Origin of the sequence: Staphylococcus sp. GDY8P196P, assembly GCF_017891705.1 — a bacterium.
In the GTDB taxonomy this organism is placed as follows: Bacteria; Bacillota; Bacilli; order Staphylococcales; family Staphylococcaceae; genus Staphylococcus; species Staphylococcus ureilyticus.
In genome coordinates this window covers 296,697-315,524 of the sequence record NZ_JAESJS010000003.1, presented here as the reverse complement: position 1 = coordinate 315,524, position 18,828 = coordinate 296,697, and the positions used below count along the sequence as shown (strand labels likewise).

The following is an 18,828-nucleotide window of genomic DNA, read 5'->3' as shown; positions in this document are numbered from 1 at the left end:
ACTTATTTATATCTTTAATAATTCAAAATATTTCTTCAAACCATTTTTAAATGTGCTCAATTTAGATAATCCTTTATTGATCTTCTTCACACTACTCTGGTACAAAACCTATATATTGTCATACTAATACAATTCAAAATACATTTGTTTTACTTATAATTTAATATAAGTAATATATATAAGTATTTATATATATTACTGATACACTTCGCTTTTCTCTGTTACACTTATAAATAATCACTTTTTAGAAGTGTGAACAATCATTGTTCAATTTTTTGTAAGCGCTTTAATATTTGGAGGGGATATTTTATGCAACAAGAGAGTGTTTGGCTAACAATTATGGGGCTAATTATTATTATTTCCATTGTTGGTTTACTAATTGCTAAACGTATTAGTCCAGTTGTAGGCATGATTTTAATACCGAGTGTAGGGGCACTCATATTAGGTTACAATATAGGTGATTTAGTAAAATTCTTTAATAGTGGTTTAGATCAAGTCATTAACGTCGTCATCATGTTTATTTTTGCAATTATTTTCTTCGGCATCATGAGTGACGCTGGCTTATTTAAACCATTGGTAAAGCGTTTAATTTTGCTTACTAGAGGTAATGTTGTAGTTGTTTGTATTGTAACTGCACTTATCGGAATATTCGCGCAACTCGATGGTGCTGGTGCCACAACATTTTTATTATCAATACCAGCATTATTGCCGTTGTATAAAGCACTAAATATGAATCGGTATCTACTACTTTTGTTACTCGGACTGAGTGCATCGATTATGAACATGGTGCCTTGGGGTGGTCCTATGGCTCGTACAGCTTCAGTAATTCATTTTAAGAATGTCAATGAATTATGGTATGGTGTTATACCTGTTCAAATTATCGGTTTTATTTTAGTTTTACTATTCGCTGTATTTTTAGGTTTTCGAGAAAAATCAATTATACAACGTAAAATCAATTCGGGAGAAGTAACTAATACACAAGATGTGGATATACATAAATTGGTTGAAATATACGAACAAGATCAAGATATTAAATTTCCAATTCGTGGTGTTGCCGTTACGAAACCTTGGATTAATTGGATTAACGTGATACTTACGCTCGCTATCATCGTAGTAATGCTAGCTAATATCGCTCCGCCTGAATTTGCATTTATGATTGGTGTTGCGATTGCTTTGATTATTAACTTCCCAAATGTAGACGAACAAATGAGTAGGCTTAAGGCTCATGCGCCAAATGCACTTATGATGGCTGCCGTGATTATTGCAGCGGGTATGTTTTTAGGTGTACTTAATGAAACTGGTATGCTTGAGGCAATAGCAGTAAGCTTCATCCACATTATACCGAATGCCGTAGGGCCATACTTACACATTATTGTCGGTATTTTCGGTGTACCACTAGATTTATTAACGAGTACGGATGCTTATTATTTCGCAATCTTACCTATTGTTGAACAGACAGCCGGTCAGTTTGGTGTGTCATCTGTGTCAACAGCATATGCAATGTTAATTGGAAATATTATCGGTACGTTTGTCAGTCCATTTTCACCTGCATTATGGTTAGCAATAGGGCTTGCAGAAGCAAATATGGGAACATATATAAAGTATGCGTTCTTTTGGATATGGGGTTTTGCCATCGTCATGTTAATTATCGCTATGTTAATCGGAGTCGTTACATTTTAAGTTCTAAACTGTGTGACTTTAGTAAAAACATTTGCACAAAAATTAAAAAAACAGGGTGTCGAACTGAAATTACATTTCAATGTTCCACGCCCTGTTTTATTTATATATAATTAAATTTTGCAGTCTTATATTACCATTAGCCCATGCTCAAATCATGATGCTTTATTGTATTTAGCGACATTTTTAAGGCTAATCACTAAAATAAATGCTACTAACGCAATTGCAGCTGAAAAATAAGTCGTTGCGTAGACATTTAAGTTCGATACTACTAATCCACCTACAATACCGCCGATACCGATACCTGCGTTTAAACTAGACATATTCCAGCTCATCACTTGGCTCGTATCACCCTCAACATGTTCTATAATGCCACTTTGCACAGCTGGATTCGTACTCCATTGCATGATATTCCAAATGAAAATAATCATGAGTAATAAACCTGTACCTGGTAAAAACATATTAAGAATAAGCATCATAACAATAAATACTGCTGTCGCAATAACCAACCAGCGTTTGCTCGTAAGTCTATCTGATAAAAAGCCACCCATTGATGTTCCGATTACACCTGCAATACCATTGATTAATAATGCAATAGAAACAAAGGATAGTTGATGCCCACCGGAAAGGATTAACGGATTAATATAAATAAACGTCACCGAGTTGGCTACTAATAATAAAAACGTGATACCTAAATATTTTGTAACTTCAACGGGTCTTAACACTTTAGAATAAGCGTTTGAACGATTTGAACCTGTCTCCATGTCAGTGTTTGACGATAGATGATCACTTAGCTTCGGTACATATATATACATTAGAATACCAACGAATAAACTAATAATCACAATAAATAAAAACGTATATCTCCAACCGACTAAATCACCAATGACTGTCCCGATTGGCACACCAAAAACATTTGCCCCACTAAAGCCGGAATACACAATACCAATCATTTTCCCTCGGTGTTGTGGCGCAGTTAATAACGCAGTTAAAGCTAATATTTTAACCACAATTAATGCTGCAGCTGCAGATGATAAGATACGTCCAATCACTAAAATAGAAAAATTAGGCGCAATCGCAATAATGATATTGCCTACAACAAATGTTAACAGTGCCCACAATAAAACCATTCGTGGTGAAAAACGATTTGTTAGCTTTACTAAAATAGGTCCTGCTACTGCAAAAGTAATGGCATATAAGGTAACTAATTGTCCAATGATTGCTTCAGAAACATGTAAATCACTACTCATCAAGTTCATAATACCTGCAACCATCATTTCAACCATTCCTACAATAAATATACTTAATATAAAGGTAAATATGCGCATAACTGACATAAATATCCTCCTCTCTTTAATCTGATTTCAAAAATTCTATAACTGCTACATTATAAACCATTCGTCAATATATATGAATACTTAGCAATACATGCTATTAAATTCATTTCAAAAAACAGGAAACGCAAGAAATATCAATAACCATTTTGATACTTCTTGACGTTTCCTGCTCATCTAAATTTAAAATTTCTCATCAAATAGATTTGATTTTAGTAATTGTCATCATGTTTATTATAACAAATATACATCAAAAACTTTTAGCGATTGTCTTTGGGGATATGTCGCGCAATTAATTGGTCTCGTTCATTAAAGAATTGACGATAACTCAAGTATGTTGCAATCAACGCTGACATAATTGTCGCTGTCGTATGAATAAATACTACTAAAAGTTGAAATTTAACAGCTTCCAATGGATCTACACCACCGATAATCAACCCTGTCATCATACCAGGAATCGAAACAATACCATACGTTTTCACTGAATCTATCGTTGGCACAATTGCCGTTTTGATACTTTCACGGATCGTTCCTTTGGAAGATAGTTTTGGATTAGCACCTAATGCCAATTTGGCTTCGATTTGACTCATTTCTTTAACGAATTCACGATCTAAATTTTGATACGCAAGATTAATAGCAATCAAACCATTACTTCCAAGCATGCCTGCAATTGGAATTACTTCATTAGGTTTGAATTCAATTGCGCCAGTGATCACAATACCGACTAATGGTAGCGCTACACCTATAAATATAGCAATAAAAGAAATCCAAAATACATGATGCATCACAGGTGAAGCTCTACTGATCGTGTTCCACGATGCATTAATAATGATGATCAATACAAACAAGAGCAACAACCATGTTTGGTTTACATCAAATATAAAATGAAGTAAATAACCTAAAATCACCAATTGAACAACTGCTCTTAAAGTTGCAACGAGTAAATCTTTAATTATGTGTAATTTTTCTTTATATGACACGATGATTGGAAAAAGTAGGAGTGTCGCAGTAAGTACTAAAGCAGTGGTACTCATCATAATTCCTCCTCCTTTTCAATTTGTCCATCCACAATTCTAATGCGCTTTTGGAAATGTCTCATACTTTGATCGTTACTATGTGTAATCCATAAAATTGTTGTACCTTCCTCCGCAAGCTTAAAGATTAAAGATTCAATTTTTTCACTGTTATGTACGTCTAAAGCACTTGTTGCTTCGTCTAATAATAATACTTTGGGTTTATACATTAGCTGTCTCGCAATCGTTACACGTTGCCGTTCCCCACCAGAAAGATGGTTTACGCTTGTATCAAAGTTATAATGACCTAACCCTACCGACTTCAAAAGTGCTTTAGCTCTTTTACGATTAAACTTATCATTTCTAATTTGAGCGGGGAAAGCTAAGTTATCACCAATAGTACTTTCAAACAAATCGCTTTCTTGTAATAAATAACTAATTTCCATTCTTAACTTTTCTGGACTAATATCTTCATATACTTGATTATTAAAATATAATTCCCCTTCTGTAGGACTTATCAAATTATTCATTAAGCGTAACAAAGTACTTTTACCACTTCCTGAAGGCCCAACAATCGCAATCGTTTCTCCTGCTTCGATTTTCAAATTAATGTTCTTGATAATTTCTCGGTTATCCACCTGGTATGAAACATTTCTAAGCTCTAACATTTTGAACCTCCTAGGTCATATATAGTTTATACCCTATTACGACTGTTTGATTTCCTATCATTGTAGCATTCAATCGTTTTATTCAAAACACAACATTAAATATCATACGCAAACATTATTTTAAAAATACAATCGCAATAAAAGATATTAAATTATTAAAAGCATGCAGTGATATGGATACTGCTAGGTTTTTCCCACTTTTCAAATATACAAATACTAGACCAATCGCAATAAAAATATAGCTTCCGATTTCAAATGGGGATGTAGCCCCTAATACATGAATACCAGCAAATAATATAACTGATAATACACTTGCAGCAGCATATGTAATTTTTTTACCTAATTCATGAATGATGAGATGCCTAAATAATAACTCTTCAATAATCGGCGTCAAAATAACAATATCTAAAAATAAAAATGGGAGCATCCAATTGTCTTGAAATAGTGCTTCTAAAATCAATTGATTCTGTGTTTCATGATATTGTAATGACTTCGGTAAAAAAGTCATAAGCCAATCATATAAATTATTCAACAAGAGCGTAGATATGTATGCTATAAAAATAAGCAAAATATATTTACGAACTGATTTTAACCTGTTGATCGCAATTGCTGTAATATTATCTTTAGTATGCATGCCATAAAAACTTAAGATGATACATATTTCAGCAATAACACCACCAAAAATCAGTATATTCATATCACTTAAACGATACTTACTACCAATATTAAAAATGTCATATGATACGATTAATATCAGCGTTAATATAAGTGGTATAAGGTAATTAGCAATGATGTATATAGGGATTAACCAAAAGTCTTTTTTAACAATTTTCTGATGCTGCCATATATGCTTTTTGGTTAATGGCGTTGCTGATGATTTGTCAGTCATATGTCACCTTCCTTGTAGCTGTTTAACAATAATATAACACAATATTTTATCATTATTATAAGTTGATTTACTTTTCTATTTGAAAATTACAATTAACCATTCTACCCCTTTACAGTGGAACACATTGTAAATTGCATAATTTATTGTATTATATAACTATATTAAGGGGGAATGTTACATGACTATTTTGACTATTTTACAGTTTATCGTCAACGTAATCATTGTCGTTTGTTTAATAAGCGTACTTGTTTTAGGGGCTGTATTGCTTTTTAAGGATAAACGACAAAAGCAACATAGCGTTTTACGCAATTATCCATTACTTGCACGTATTCGATATTTTGGTGAAAAAATAGGTCCAGAATTACGCCAATATTTATTTTTAGCAGATACCAAAGGCAAACCTTTTTCTCGTAATGATTACACCAATATTGTATTAGCTGGTAAATATAATTCAAGAATGACTAGTTTTGGTACACAAAAGGATTATGAAGATGGGTTTTACATTCAAAATACGATGTTTCCGTTGCAATCTAAAGAATTACATATTAATCAATCACCGTTGATTTCATCATTTATTTATACAATTGATAATGAACGACTCTTTAATCGTGACGAACATCGCACAAAAGCAGAGATAGATCCATTTTATTTAACAGATGAAGATGCCATTATTTTAGGTCCTGAACTGAAACATCCGTTCAAACTTAAAAGGCTTGTTGGTCAATCAGGAATGAGTTATGGCGCATTAGGAAGTCATGCAATCACGGCGCTATCCAAAGGATTAGGACAAGCTGGAACTTGGATGAATACAGGTGAAGGCGGTTTATCAAAACACCATTTATCGGGCGATGCAGATATCATCTTTCAAATAGGTCCAGGTTTATTTGGCGTACGAGATAAATCGGGAGAATTTGATATGAATGCTTTCCAAAGTTTAGCAAATGAAGATACGGTCAAAGCTTTTGAAATCAAGTTAGCACAAGGTGCAAAAACAAGAGGCGGCCATATGCAAGGTAATAAAGTCACACAAGAAATTGCTGATATTCGTAATGTTGAACCTTGGAGGACGATTAATTCCCCTAACCGTTTTGAATCTATAGATAATCCAACCGATTTATTAGACTGGGTTACACAATTACAAAAAGTAGGTCAAAAACCTGTTGGTTTTAAAATTGTAATCAGCAAAGTATCAGAAGTAGAAGCGCTCGCACAAACAATGTTTGAAACAAATCAGTTTCCGAATTTTATTACTATTGACGGCGGCGAAGGAGGCACTGGTGCAACATTTCAAGAATTGCAAGATGGCATAGGTTTACCTTTATTCACTGCTTTACCAATCTTAACAGGTGTACTCGAAAAGTATGGTATACGCAATCGAATTAAAGTATTTGCTTCAGGGAAACTTGTAACACCTGATAAAATTGCGATTGCATTAGGTCTAGGTGCTGATTTAGTCAACGTTGCAAGAGGTATGATGATTAGTGTCGGATGTATTATGAGTAGGCAGTGTCATATGAACACATGTCCTGTAGGTGTTGCAACAACAGATCCAAAACGTGAAAAGGGATTAATTATAGATGAAAAAAAATACCGCGTCACTAATTTTGTAACCAGCTTACATGAAGGCTTATTTAACATTGCTGCCGCTGTAGGTGTAACTTCCCCAACTCAGATATCGAAAGAACACATCATTATCAAAAAGAAAGACGGTAACATTCAATCCATACATGATTATAAATTAAACTTACTAAATCATAATTAACTTCAAAGATTAAAACAAACACCTTTGTTAAAAATAAGCTTCAACAACATTTCGAAGGATAAGATAAGCATACGTCTGGGACGAATCACTGATGTCCAGACGTATTTATTTTGCAAATAGATATTTAAGTCCGATGGTTCATTATCATATAAAGTGATTCAATTGCTTTGTTAGCTTAGATTCTATCGTTTCTTGTTGATCTTCCAATGGATTGAATTCAAATAAATTACCATTAATAAAAACGGTCGGAATGCCTTTAATTCCTCTTTCAAATGCTTCTTCATGAATCGCTAACGAACGATCGTCAGCTTCTTTATGAGGTGTGAGATTATATTCTTCTTCCATTTTGGCTTCAATTGTCGAAAAACTTACTTTCCATTGAGCTTGTGTTTGGTATAACTCACGAATAATATCTAAGGTTTCTTCAGGTCGTTGATAGTTTAAATATATATTTGCTATTGTTCCTTTTAATAAGCCTTGCTTCGTTTTATCAAAATGTTTAATTGTATGTTGAACCTTCCCTTGATCAATGAATGGCTTTAATACAGTGTCTGCAGCGAAAAAGAAGTTTTTACAGTATGGACAAGCTAAATTGATAAAAGACTCCACTTTAATCGGTGCTGATTCTGAGCCTATTGTTAAATAATTAATTTCTGTCATCGTCTATCCCTCCACTTTGTTTATAATTATATTGAATCATGGACAGGTATTGAATGCACACGTTTAGCCTTACAATAGCGTGCAACGTAAACTTCATCTAATGTTATGTAAATTAAATTAATAACACAAAGCTCAAACAATTAGCTTATATCAAAGTTCATGATAAAATGAATATAAATATTTGATTAGGGGGTATAACATGAACAATTCAATAAAATTACTAGAATCATTAACAAATGTTGACGGTATTGCAGGTCATGAAAAAGCAGTAAAAACACTTATGCGTGATTATTTGACGCCAGTAAGTGATGAAATTATTGAAGATAATCTGGGAGGTATTTTCGGTAAAAAAACGACCTCTACTGGTAATAAGACATTAATGGTGGCAGGTCATTTAGATGAAATTGGTTTTGTAGTTACTAAAATTGATAAAGATGGATTTTTAAAATTCACACCTATTGGTGGTTGGTGGAACCAAGTGATGTTATCTCAAAAAGTAACTGTCACAACTGATGAAGGCAAGAAAATCAGAGGTATTATTGGCTCCAAACCACCACATGCTTTATCACCCGAAGAACGTAAAAAAAATGTAGAAATAAAAGATATGTTCATTGATATTGGAGTTAAAAGTAAAAAAGAAGCTGAACAATTCGGCATTGAAATTGGCAATATGATCACACCATACAGTGAGTTTGAAACACTAGCTAATAGCAAGTATTTAACTGCCAAAGCTTTTGATAATCGTTATGGTTGCGCCCTTGCTGTAGACGTTTTAAACAACCTTAAACAAGAATCCATTGATATTAATTTAGTTTCAGGCGCTAACGTACAAGAAGAAGTAGGTCTTCGTGGCGCTAAAGTTGCAGCTAATAAGATTAAACCTGACTTAGCTCTTGCTGTCGATGTAGCTGTTGCCTATGATACACCAGGCATGTCTGGCCAAACTAGCGAGACAGCTATTGGACAAGGACCTGTAGTCATTATTATGGACGCTTCAAACATAGGTCATGTTGGTTTTACAAACCATATTAAAAAAATAGCTAAAGCACATAATATAGATATCCAGTTAGATTCTACACCTGGTGGCGGTACTGATGCTGGAAGTATTCATGTTGCCAATGAAGGTGTGCCTACGGTCTCTATTGGTGTCGCTCTACGTTATATGCATTCAAACGTCTCTGTATTGCATACAGATGACTATAAAAATTCGGTTGCCTTAGTCACTGAAATCGTTAAATCTTTAAACGACGATGCCGTAGATAACATCATTTGGTAAACCACTCAAACCTATAAAAAATAAAGCCGTAAACAAAGTGCTACCACTAATGTTTACGGCTTTTTGGTGCTTCTTAATAACTATTAAACTCAAATAATATCACTTTCACTCTAAATTATTCTGTAGAATCTTTCCAACGCGCATCACTCAACATTTCTCCTGGCCAAGTATATGCCGTCACACCACCATCAATTGTAATGGTTTCACCAGTTATAAAAGAACTGTCATCAGAAGCCAAGAAAGCAATGAGTTTACCTACTTCATCAGGTGTGCCCAAACGACCTAAAGGCGTAACCCACTTCTGATTTTCTCTAAATATTTTTCCTTGTTCATCTTCTTTAGTACCTGTTAATTTATCTACAAGTGGTGTTTCTATCGTACCTGGTGCGACTGCATTCGCTCTGATATGCTCACGTCCATATTCTATCGCTGTTGATCGAGTGAAATTGATGATACCTGCTTTTGCAGCATTATATGCTGAACGATTTAAATCTGCAGCATTTCCAGAAAATGACGCCATATTGATGATAGAGCCACCATTTGACATCATTAGTGGTAAAAAGAATTTAGTCATCAAAAATGTACCTCTTAAATCAACATTCATAATTCTATCAAACACATCGATTGGAAATTCATGAATACGTCCAGCGGCATTATCAATACCAGCATTATTACATAAAATATCAATATGATTATAATCTTCTTTAATAGATTGCGCAAGCCGTTCTACTGCATGTGCATCTGATACATCTACATTATATCCTGAAGCTTTATTACCGCCCTGGTTAATTACTTTTACTGTATCATGTACAGATGCAGAAATATCAATCGCTAAAACATGTGCCCCTTCTTTTGCCAATATTTGTGCAGAAGCAGATCCTATGCCAGTACTAGCGCCTGTTACCACAGCAATCTTATTTTCTAATCGTCTCATCTATGAACTTCCCCTTTCATTTCCCTACTGTTCAATATTAATTTATCTGTAATACATTTCCTTTTTAAATCAATTTTAAAACCTTTGTATAAAGCATTCATAGATGCCTTTTGCTTGGAAACATAAAATTTATCATACTCATTTCAAAATGAGTTTGTTATAATTTCGATAACTTATTGGGGAGGTAATAATAATGGGGTCAAATACGAGAGAAAAATCGACAATTATAAATAAATTTCTGAATATTGTAGAAAAAATTGGAAATAGATTACCTGATCCAAGTATATTGTTTTTTCTAATGTGTCTTGGGCTCGCAATCATTACATGGGTTGTTTCACTTTTTCATGTCACAGTAAAACATCCTGGAACAGGTAATACCATTGCCATCAAAAATATTTTAAGCAAAGATGGTATTGCTATGATTTTGAATGATGCGATCAAAAACTTTTCTGAGTTCCCTGCACTCGGTTTAGTATTATCAGTGATGCTTGGGGTAGGTATTGCTGAGAAAACAGGTTATTTTGATAAATTAATGGTACAAATTGTTCATAAAGCACCCAAGCAAATCATTGTGCCTGTAATAATACTTATAGGTATTATTGGCAATTCTGCAGGAGATGCTGCAACGATTGTTTTACCACCGTTAACAGCGATGGTCTTCATTAAATTAGGCTATCACCCTATTGCCGGGTTAGCGATGGCTTACGCATCAGCACTTGGTGGTTTTTCTGCGAATGTCATGATAGGAATGTCAGATGCATTGCTTTATGCCTTTACAGAACCAGCAACAAAGATTGTTTCTGATAAAATTGCAGTTAATGTAGCGATGAATTGGTACTTTATTGCAGCTAGTGTCGTTGTATTATTGCCAACAATTTATTGGGTTACAATGCGTTTTGTCATCCCCCGTTTAGGCTCATATGACGATACACAGTCTAATATTAAAGTGGATGATACTAATCAAGGATTAACACTTAAAGAAAGTAAGGCTGTGTTTTGGGCAAATATAAGCTTTTTCACTACACTTATTTTACTTATCATTATGGCAATACCACAAAATAGTTTCTTACGTAATGCCAAAACTGGTAGTTTATTGAATGATTCTCCTATTATTAATGGGGTTGGTTTAATTATTTTACTTATTTTTTTGGTGCCTGGTTTGGTGTACGGCATGTTAATGAAGGAATTTAAAAATTCTAAAGATTTAGGTAAGATGCTTGCTGATTCTATGGCTTCTATGGGGTCTTTTATTGTTATTGTCTTTTTTGCAGCACAATTACTGGCATTTTTAGAATGGAGTAATTTAGGTGTGATTGTAGCAGTACAAGGTGCTGAAGTACTTCAAGATCAAAACGGTATCGTCCTTATTTTAGGAGTGATTTTTTTAGGTGCGCTCATTAACTTATTAATCGGTAGTGCATCTGCTAAATGGGGAATTCTTGCTCCAATATTTATTCCAATGCTGATAATTGTAGGATTTCATCCTGCATTCACACAAATGTTGTATAGAATTGGAGATTCAATTAGTAACCCAATTACGCCAATGATGCCTTATTTGCCATTACTTTTATCTTATGCTCAAAAATATGATAAACACATGAAATTAGGCTCACTGTTATCTAGTTTAATGCCTTATACCATTATTCTAAGTATTGTATGGCCCATATTCATGATTATATGGTACTTACTTGGCTGGCCATTAGGCCCTGGAGGCCCTTTACACATCAATGATTAAGTCAAAAACAATATTAAATTTCAAACTATATAAAAATCATTACCATGAATTGAACAATATTCAATTGATATATCACAAATCATGCTATTTATTGTAATATTAAAGAGAAAAGTGGGTAAATAAATTTATAAACAACTATTTACCTCATATATACAGGAGGAGATTATGGAACGCATAGGATTAGTAGACATCGGATCAAATACAATAAGGTTAGTTATTTTTGAATTCGATACTAAAACAGGATTAAATGAAATTTTAAATATTAAAACGCCCGCACGCTTAAGTCAATATTTAACCGATGATTTAAAGATGAACCAAGATGGTATCGATGTGTTGACAACAACATTACACAGCTTTAAAAGCGTCGCTAATAAATTTGAAGTAAACGAATTACATCCTGTTGCGACAGCTGCTATTAGACAATCTACCAATCAAAAAGAAATCATCAAACACATTAAAAGCGAACTTGACATCAACATCAAAATTATTCCTGATCAAGAAGAAGCTTTTTATGGTTTTTATGCCATCACTCATACTACAGATGTAGAAGATGGTGTTTCTATCGATATTGGTGGTGGTTCTACAGAAGTCACTTTATTCAAAGATAAAACGATCATTGAAGCGCATAGTTTCCCATTTGGCGTTGTAACATTAAAACGAAAATTCTTCGAAGATAAAGATCATAATGATAAATCTGCAATTAAAGCAATGGAAAAATTTATAGCTAAGCAATTCGAACAGCTACCATGGTTACAAGACCAAAACATCGCTCTAGTCGGTATTGGTGGATCAGCTCGTAACGTAGCACGCATTCATCAGTCAGAACATTCTTATCCCATTGGTGGTGTTCATAACTACTCAATGACTGAAGAAGATATGGATGAGGTATATAAAATAATTAAAAAGAGTTCACGTGATGACTTAAAAGATATTGATGGATTAAGCAGAGACCGTATAGACATCATATTACCAGCAGTATCCGTATTCAAAACTTTATTCGAACAAATCAATGCAACCCACTTCACTTTCTCACGTAAAGGGCTACGTGAGGGCTATATAATGAAGTTGATATCCGAACGTCACCCACAAGAATTTAAAAAAGAAAATATTAGAAAAGATGCATTATATCATTTAGCTAATGAATATAGCATCGAAGAATCTAGTGCAAAACAACGCGTTAAATTGGCTCAATCATTGTTATCACAACTGATTGACTTAGATAAAATTCAAGTTACTAAAAAAGAGCAAGAACTTTTTGCGGAAGGTGCATATTTATATTATTTAGGAAGATTTATTGACGCAGATTCTAGTTCACCGCATACGTATTATATTATAGCGAATTCAATGATTGATGGTTTTCCACATGAAGATCGCGTCAAACTTGCAATGTTAGCAAGCTTTAAAAATAAATCTCTTTTAAAATTTTATAGCCAAGAGACCGCATGGCTACGTGGCAAAGAGTTGGATCATATTCAATTTTTAGGCGGTATTATTAAATTTGTAAATGCCCTAAATATATCACATACTAGCCCAGTGGAACGTGTGTCATTACAAGAAGAAGATGGTGCTTATACTTTGTATGTCCATTATATTGGTGAACCGATTGCTGAAGAATATCAATCACTTAGACAAAAAAAGCATATCGAGAAAATTTTAAAAGAAAATCTTTCTATCATCTTTACAAAATCTTAAAATTCATATGATAAATTGTACGTAGCAAAATATGTTAACAAGACTACAATAAGGTGGAATTAGAATTATGCAAAAGAAATTGGGAGAGAGAGATTTAAATTTACCACAATATTATAATAATAGAGAGCTCAGTTGGTTAGATTTTAATTATCGCGTATTACAAGAAGCTGAAGATAAAAACAATCCTTTATTGGAACAATTAAAATTTATTTCTATATTTAGCTCTAACTTGGATGAATTCTTTATGGTGCGTGTGGCCGGATTACAAGATCAAGTTAAAATGGGCTATGATAAACCTGAGAACAAAGCACAACTCACACCTAAAGAACAACTTGAGCAAATAAAAATAAAAAATAAAAAATATGTAGATTTACAGTATGCACGTTATAACGAATTAGTAGAACTGTTAAAACAACATCGTGTGGAAGTAACAAAACCTGAATCTTTACCAGAGTCTTTATTACCACAGTTAGAACGTGAATTTAAAACAGGTATCTTACCTACATTAACACCATTAGGTATCGATGCTTATCATCCTTTCCCAAAATTAAACAATAAAAGCTTGAATATATTTGTAGATATTGATACCGATGATGCAATTAATTCGGCTATTGTACAAATACCATCATTAATTCCAAGATTTTATACATTAAATCAAGGTCAAACTCAATACGTTGTAATGTTAGAAGATATTATCACTTATTATATTAATGAATTATTCACTGGCTATGAAGTGTTAAATACCTTCACCTTTAGAATTACACGTAATGCCGATCTAACCATCCATGAAGATGGTGCCGAAGATTTGTTAATTGAAATAGAACGCTTCTTAAAAGAGCGTAAACGCGGAACAGCAGTACGTTTAGAGATAGACGGAAGACAAGCAACTTATGAAGACGTTGTTTGGATTATCAATCAGTTGGAAGTTCATGATAATGATGTCTATTTTGTAGACGGTCCATTAGATTTAACACTGCTTTTCGATCTTGTAGACCATTTATCTAATAGTTTAAAACATTTAACATATAATAAATATCTACCACAACCACCTCAATCTTTGGGTAATGAAGACATTTTTGATTTATCATTAAAACGTGATATTTTCTTTCATCATCCCTATGAATCCTTTGAACCAATTGTAGATTTCATTCGTGATGCTGCAAATGATCCGAACACGATTGCTATTAAACAAACATTATATCGTGTAAGTAAAGATTCACCAATCATTAATAGTTTGAAAACAGCTGCAGAAAATGGTAAACAAGTAACTGTGCTCGTTGAATTAAAAGCACGTTTTGATGAAGAAAATAATGTTCACTGGGCAAGAATGTTAGAAGATGCAGGCTGTCATGTTATTTATGGTATGACATATTTGAAAACGCATAGTAAAATTTCGCTTGTGGTCAAACGCAACAATAACAAACTCACATCTTTCGTACATTTAGGTACTGGAAACTACAACGATAAAACAGCTAAGCTCTATACAGATATGGGCATTATCACAACAAATCAAGAAATAGCAGAAGATGCTATTAACTTCTTTAACTACCTCAGTGGATATACATTGAAACCAGAATATAATAAACTCATTGTAGCTCCATACGACATACGTGATGTATTCTTAGCTCGAATAGACAAAGAAATCAAATCACATCGTGAAAACGGTAATGGAAAAATTATGATGAAGATGAATTCATTAACAGATAAAGATATTATTCTTAAATTATTTGAAGCTTCTCGTGCTGGTGTCAAAGTTAAATTAATTATTCGCGGTATTTGTTGTTTAAAACCAGGCATCCCAGATGTCAGCGATAATATTGAAGTAGTAAGTATCGTTGGGCGTTTCCTTGAACACTCTCGTATCTATTACTTCCATAATAACGGTGATGAAAAAATTTACCTCTCTTCAGCAGATGCAATGACACGTAATATGATTAAGCGTGTAGAAATATTGTTCCCTGTCGAAGATAAAAAAATTGCTAAACGCTTATTAGATTATATGAATTTACAATTATCAGATAACCAAAAAGGTCGATATCAGGACGAACAAGGTTATTATCATTATATTCATAATAATTTATCACCATTAAATTCACAGGCTTATTTAATGAAAGAAGCGATGACATTTGGCCAAAAATTAAAAGAAGCTTCTACCCTGCCACAAGAAGTTCCTATACAACATAAAAATCGATGGTTTTCTAAACTAAAAGATACGTTTAAACGATGATAAAGAACCACTTCCCAACTTGTTGGGTTAGTGGTTCTTATGCTTTCGAACGGCAGAGAGAAAGTAAACTTATTCACTTCCCAACTTGTTGGGTTAGTGGTTCTTATGCTTTCGAGCAGCAAGTGAGAAAGTATACGTTATACACTTCCCAACTTGTTGGGTTAGTGGTTCTTATGCTTTCGAACAGCAGAGAGAAAGTAAACTTATTCACTTCCCAACTTGTTGGGTTAGTGGTTCTTATGCATGAGCTAAAGCTCAGGTAATCCTTATTGCGAAATCATCTTTATCGGTTTCGTATGATATCCTCTTATTAAATAATAAAAAATTCATCTCATTCTCAACTTATAGCATTTTGAAATATCAGTTATATAACATCTTATGTATCTAATTTTGCTATAATAAACACTAAATACTATTAACTTTTATGAGGTGTCACTTATGATAAATGTTGAAAAATTAAAAAGTAAATTTCCTTTAGTCAATGACATGCAACAATATAAACCGATATTTTGGAAAAATCCAAATTTTCGTAATGATGAAACATTCCCTTTTTCATTAGATGATATAGAAGATGCTGCAGCAAGGTTAGAACGTTTTAGTAGTTATATACGTAATGTTTTTCCTAAAACTGAAAAAGACCATGGTCTGATTGAATCCCCACTAAAAGCAATCCCTTTTATGCAACAAGCATTAGTTGACTCTGAACACCTTGAGCAAAGTGGTAAATTATGGCTTAAATGCGATAGTCATCTTGCTATTTCAGGCTCTATAAAGGCAAGAGGTGGTATATATGAAGTTCTAAAACTAGCTGAATCTATCGCTATAAAGGAATGTGGTTTAAAATATACAGATGATTACAAAATTTTATCCGAATCAAAATATAAAGCGTGCTTTCGTAAATATACCGTTGCTGTCGGTTCAACTGGTAACCTAGGTTTAAGTATTGGCATCATAAGTGCACAATTAGGCTTTCAAGTTATTGTACATATGTCTAGTGACGCGCGCCAATGGAAAAAGGACTTACTTCGGTCACGCGGTGTGAAAGTTGTTGAGCACCAATCTGATTATCAATATGCAGTTGCTGAAGGACGGAAGGCTGCAGAAAACGACCCTACTTGTCATTTCATAGACGATGAAGGTTCTGCTGATCTTTTCTTAGGTTATACAGTTGCTGCTTTACGGTTAAAAACACAACTTAGCAATGAAGGTATACAAGTAGATGCACAACATCCCCTTTTTGTTTATCTGCCTTGTGGTGTTGGTGGAGGTCCAGGTGGTGTTGCCTTTGGATTAAATCAAGTATTTGGCGATCATGTGTATTGTCTTTTTGCTGAACCTACACATGCACCATGCATGACATTAGGAATGATGACACAACTGCACAACCAAATAGCTGTAACAGATATTGGATTAGACGGCCGTACTGATGCAGATGGTCTTGCTGTTGCCAGACCTTCAAAACTCGTTGGTCATATAATGAATTCATTATTATATGGTGCTTTTACTGTAGAAGATCAACAAATGTACCGATATTTATATTTGCTTAGTCAAAAGGAACGTATATTTGTTGAACCCTCTGCAGCATCAGGGTTTGCAGGTTTAAAAGCAGTGTTGAAACATACCGACAAAACTCATTTTAATTTATCTAATGCCAATCATATTGTATGGGCAACTGGCGGTAATATGGTACCTAAGGAAGAAATGTTAAAATATGTGGCTCAAGGCAAACAATCATAAACGTCAACGATTTAGAAACATACCTGACAACAAACATTTAACTTTAAGTATACACCCCACTTTATGTTTTGCTCGATACCTTATCTAAAAAACGCATATATAATAACCTTGCTTCTTTTTCAATGATGGCATTAGGCTTGGTTAAAATTTATAATAAATATAATATGTTCGAAGTGGTATCGTCACACTTACTTTAACTCTAAAACCTAAAACAATATTTTAGGTTTTATTTTTTTATATAAATATAGATAAAAGCGTCTAAAGTCACGTTGCTAAGAATATTTTCTGAATATTTATTGAATTCTAAAATCAACTGTGTTAAAGTATGTTTTATCAATTCACTTTAGTTCGGTAGAGAAACAAAGTATTTAATAAAGGATGGTCATTATACTATGGATACGAAAGCACTTATTAATAACAAAGAATATGAATTATCATTTTTAAAACATTTTCAACAAGCGGATTTTAAACTTGTTGATTTTAGTTTTATAGAATCATTATCCTGGCAATCACTTACGCCTGATGATTTACAACAAATGACAGAGCGTAGCTTTTGGCAACATGACCATCATATTTTTGCTTTGCGCAATGATTTCACTGACCAATTATTGCGTTACTACAGTAATTATCAACCTGAACAACAACGTTTAGCTTATAGTGGTCCAATAGTCAGAAATAATGAAGTTTACACTCAATTAGGTATAGAACATTACAACCCAACTGTTACAGATATGCAAAACGATTTTAAAACGTTTTATAACTTTATTAAATATACGTTGAATGATGATATCGACTTTGTCATTTTAGGACATTATCAATTAATCGATTTATTATTAGCAGCTAGCGAACAAAGCCAATCGATATTAAATCTTATACAAGAGCGAAATATTTCAGAGTTAACTGCACAGTTAGGTCTTGCGCATCCTGTGGTACAGTTGCTCACTACAAAAACAACTGAACAACTTGATTTATTAACACAACTATTTCCGCATGACCATCGCACCATCCAGTCTTTACATCGGTGGGAACAATGGTTTAAATCACAAAATATTACTGAAATTCATCTTGATATAACCCCTAGACCACCACGTTCTTATTACAAAGGATCATTCATGAAATGTCATTTAAAAAATAATAAAACTCAGCGTCTCACTGGTGGATTTTATAAAGGGAAATTAGAAGGCTTTGGACTAGGTTTTATACTATAAACAAGGAGTGAAAATC

Annotated in this window: 14 protein-coding genes; 8 read left to right on the top strand and 6 right to left on the bottom strand. The window is 33.5% G+C overall.

What is annotated here, in order from left to right:
• Nucleotides 1–309: 309 nt before the first annotated feature.
• Nucleotides 310–1,680, top strand: coding sequence for a CitMHS family transporter (locus KA814_RS01450; RefSeq protein ID WP_046206812.1), 1,371 nt, complete (start codon nt 310–312; stop codon nt 1,678–1,680).
• Nucleotides 1,681–1,832: 152 nt separating this feature from the next.
• Here the strand turns inward: KA814_RS01450 and KA814_RS01445 are convergent, their stop codons facing one another.
• From KA814_RS01445 to KA814_RS01430, 4 genes are all read right to left on the bottom strand, one after another.
• Nucleotides 1,833–3,014: an MFS transporter gene (locus tag KA814_RS01445; protein ID WP_019470107.1), complete on the bottom strand. Its 1,182-nt coding sequence runs from the start codon at nt 3,012–3,014 to the stop codon at nt 1,833–1,835.
• Nucleotides 3,015–3,271: 257 nt separating this feature from the next.
• Nucleotides 3,272–4,045, bottom strand: coding sequence for an ABC transporter permease (locus KA814_RS01440; RefSeq protein WP_046206977.1), 774 nt, complete (start codon nt 4,043–4,045; stop codon nt 3,272–3,274).
• Nucleotides 4,045–4,692, bottom strand: a complete 648-nt coding sequence (locus tag KA814_RS01435) for an ABC transporter ATP-binding protein (protein WP_064209298.1) — start codon at nt 4,690–4,692, stop codon at nt 4,045–4,047. The genes KA814_RS01440 and KA814_RS01435 overlap by 1 nt, the downstream gene beginning before the upstream one ends.
• A 115-nt stretch (nt 4,693–4,807) precedes the next feature.
• A complete protein-coding gene (locus KA814_RS01430) occupies nt 4,808–5,581 on the bottom strand; it encodes a CPBP family intramembrane glutamic endopeptidase (RefSeq protein ID WP_046206809.1) in 774 nt (257 codons plus the stop codon).
• Nucleotides 5,582–5,759: 178 nt separating this feature from the next.
• Between KA814_RS01430 and KA814_RS01425 the strand changes: the two genes are divergently transcribed.
• A complete protein-coding gene (locus tag KA814_RS01425) occupies nt 5,760–7,343 on the top strand; it encodes an FMN-binding glutamate synthase family protein (protein WP_210122648.1) in 1,584 nt (527 codons plus the stop codon).
• A 144-nt stretch (nt 7,344–7,487) separates the two neighbouring features.
• Here the strand turns inward: KA814_RS01425 and KA814_RS01420 are convergent, their stop codons facing one another.
• Nucleotides 7,488–8,003, bottom strand: a complete 516-nt coding sequence (locus KA814_RS01420) for a thioredoxin domain-containing protein (RefSeq protein ID WP_019470102.1) — start codon at nt 8,001–8,003, stop codon at nt 7,488–7,490.
• A gap of 199 nt (nt 8,004–8,202) precedes the next feature.
• Here KA814_RS01420 and KA814_RS01415 point away from each other — a divergent pair, with 199 nt between their 5' ends.
• Nucleotides 8,203–9,279, top strand: a complete 1,077-nt coding sequence (locus KA814_RS01415; protein ID WP_019470101.1) for a M42 family metallopeptidase — start codon at nt 8,203–8,205, stop codon at nt 9,277–9,279.
• 115 nt (nt 9,280–9,394) lie between these two features.
• Here KA814_RS01415 and KA814_RS01410 read toward each other — a convergent pair whose 3' ends face one another.
• Complete coding sequence (locus KA814_RS01410) at nt 9,395–10,213, bottom strand: SDR family oxidoreductase (RefSeq protein ID WP_064209297.1); 819 nt, start codon at nt 10,211–10,213, stop codon at nt 9,395–9,397.
• A gap of 193 nt (nt 10,214–10,406) precedes the next feature.
• On the opposite strand from KA814_RS01410, the gene KA814_RS01405 reads away from it, so the two are divergent.
• The 5 genes from KA814_RS01405 (at nt 10,407) to KA814_RS01385 (ending at nt 18,812) form a co-directional block, all read left to right on the top strand.
• Nucleotides 10,407–11,948 carry an AbgT family transporter gene (locus tag KA814_RS01405; protein WP_064209296.1) on the top strand — a complete coding sequence of 514 codons (1,542 nt, stop codon included), beginning with the start codon at nt 10,407–10,409 and terminating at the stop codon, nt 11,946–11,948.
• A 162-nt stretch (nt 11,949–12,110) separates the two neighbouring features.
• On the top strand, nt 12,111–13,640 hold the full coding sequence (ppx, locus tag KA814_RS01400) for an exopolyphosphatase (RefSeq protein ID WP_064209295.1): 1,530 nt from the start codon (nt 12,111–12,113) through the stop codon (nt 13,638–13,640).
• A 67-nt stretch (nt 13,641–13,707) separates the two neighbouring features.
• Nucleotides 13,708–15,867, top strand: a complete 2,160-nt coding sequence (locus KA814_RS01395) for an RNA degradosome polyphosphate kinase (RefSeq protein ID WP_019470097.1) — start codon at nt 13,708–13,710, stop codon at nt 15,865–15,867.
• A 438-nt stretch (nt 15,868–16,305) separates the two neighbouring features.
• Nucleotides 16,306–17,604: a D-serine ammonia-lyase gene (locus KA814_RS01390; protein ID WP_046206803.1), complete on the top strand. Its 1,299-nt coding sequence runs from the start codon at nt 16,306–16,308 to the stop codon at nt 17,602–17,604.
• Nucleotides 17,605–17,996: 392 nt separating this feature from the next.
• Nucleotides 17,997–18,812 (top strand): ATP phosphoribosyltransferase regulatory subunit, encoded by an 816-nt coding sequence (locus tag KA814_RS01385; protein WP_046206802.1) that lies wholly within the window; start codon nt 17,997–17,999, stop codon nt 18,810–18,812.
• Nucleotides 18,813–18,828: the final 16 nt, after the last annotated feature.

Coding starts and splice junctions, on each gene's coding strand:
- KA814_RS01450 (WP_046206812.1), top strand. CDS start 310: ATGCAACAAGAGAGTGTTTGGCTAACAATTATGGGGCTAATTATTATT.
- KA814_RS01445 (WP_019470107.1), bottom strand. CDS start 3,014: ATGTCAGTTATGCGCATATTTACCTTTATATTAAGTATATTTATTGTA.
- KA814_RS01440 (WP_046206977.1), bottom strand. CDS start 4,045: ATGAGTACCACTGCTTTAGTACTTACTGCGACACTCCTACTTTTTCCA.
- KA814_RS01435 (WP_064209298.1), bottom strand. CDS start 4,692: ATGTTAGAGCTTAGAAATGTTTCATACCAGGTGGATAACCGAGAAATT.
- KA814_RS01430 (WP_046206809.1), bottom strand. CDS start 5,581: ATGACTGACAAATCATCAGCAACGCCATTAACCAAAAAGCATATATGG.
- KA814_RS01425 (WP_210122648.1), top strand. CDS start 5,760: ATGACTATTTTGACTATTTTACAGTTTATCGTCAACGTAATCATTGTC.
- KA814_RS01420 (WP_019470102.1), bottom strand. CDS start 8,003: ATGACAGAAATTAATTATTTAACAATAGGCTCAGAATCAGCACCGATT.
- KA814_RS01415 (WP_019470101.1), top strand. CDS start 8,203: ATGAACAATTCAATAAAATTACTAGAATCATTAACAAATGTTGACGGT.
- KA814_RS01410 (WP_064209297.1), bottom strand. CDS start 10,213: ATGAGACGATTAGAAAATAAGATTGCTGTGGTAACAGGCGCTAGTACT.
- KA814_RS01405 (WP_064209296.1), top strand. CDS start 10,407: ATGGGGTCAAATACGAGAGAAAAATCGACAATTATAAATAAATTTCTG.
- KA814_RS01395 (WP_019470097.1), top strand. CDS start 13,708: ATGCAAAAGAAATTGGGAGAGAGAGATTTAAATTTACCACAATATTAT.
- KA814_RS01390 (WP_046206803.1), top strand. CDS start 16,306: ATGATAAATGTTGAAAAATTAAAAAGTAAATTTCCTTTAGTCAATGAC.
- KA814_RS01385 (WP_046206802.1), top strand. CDS start 17,997: ATGGATACGAAAGCACTTATTAATAACAAAGAATATGAATTATCATTT.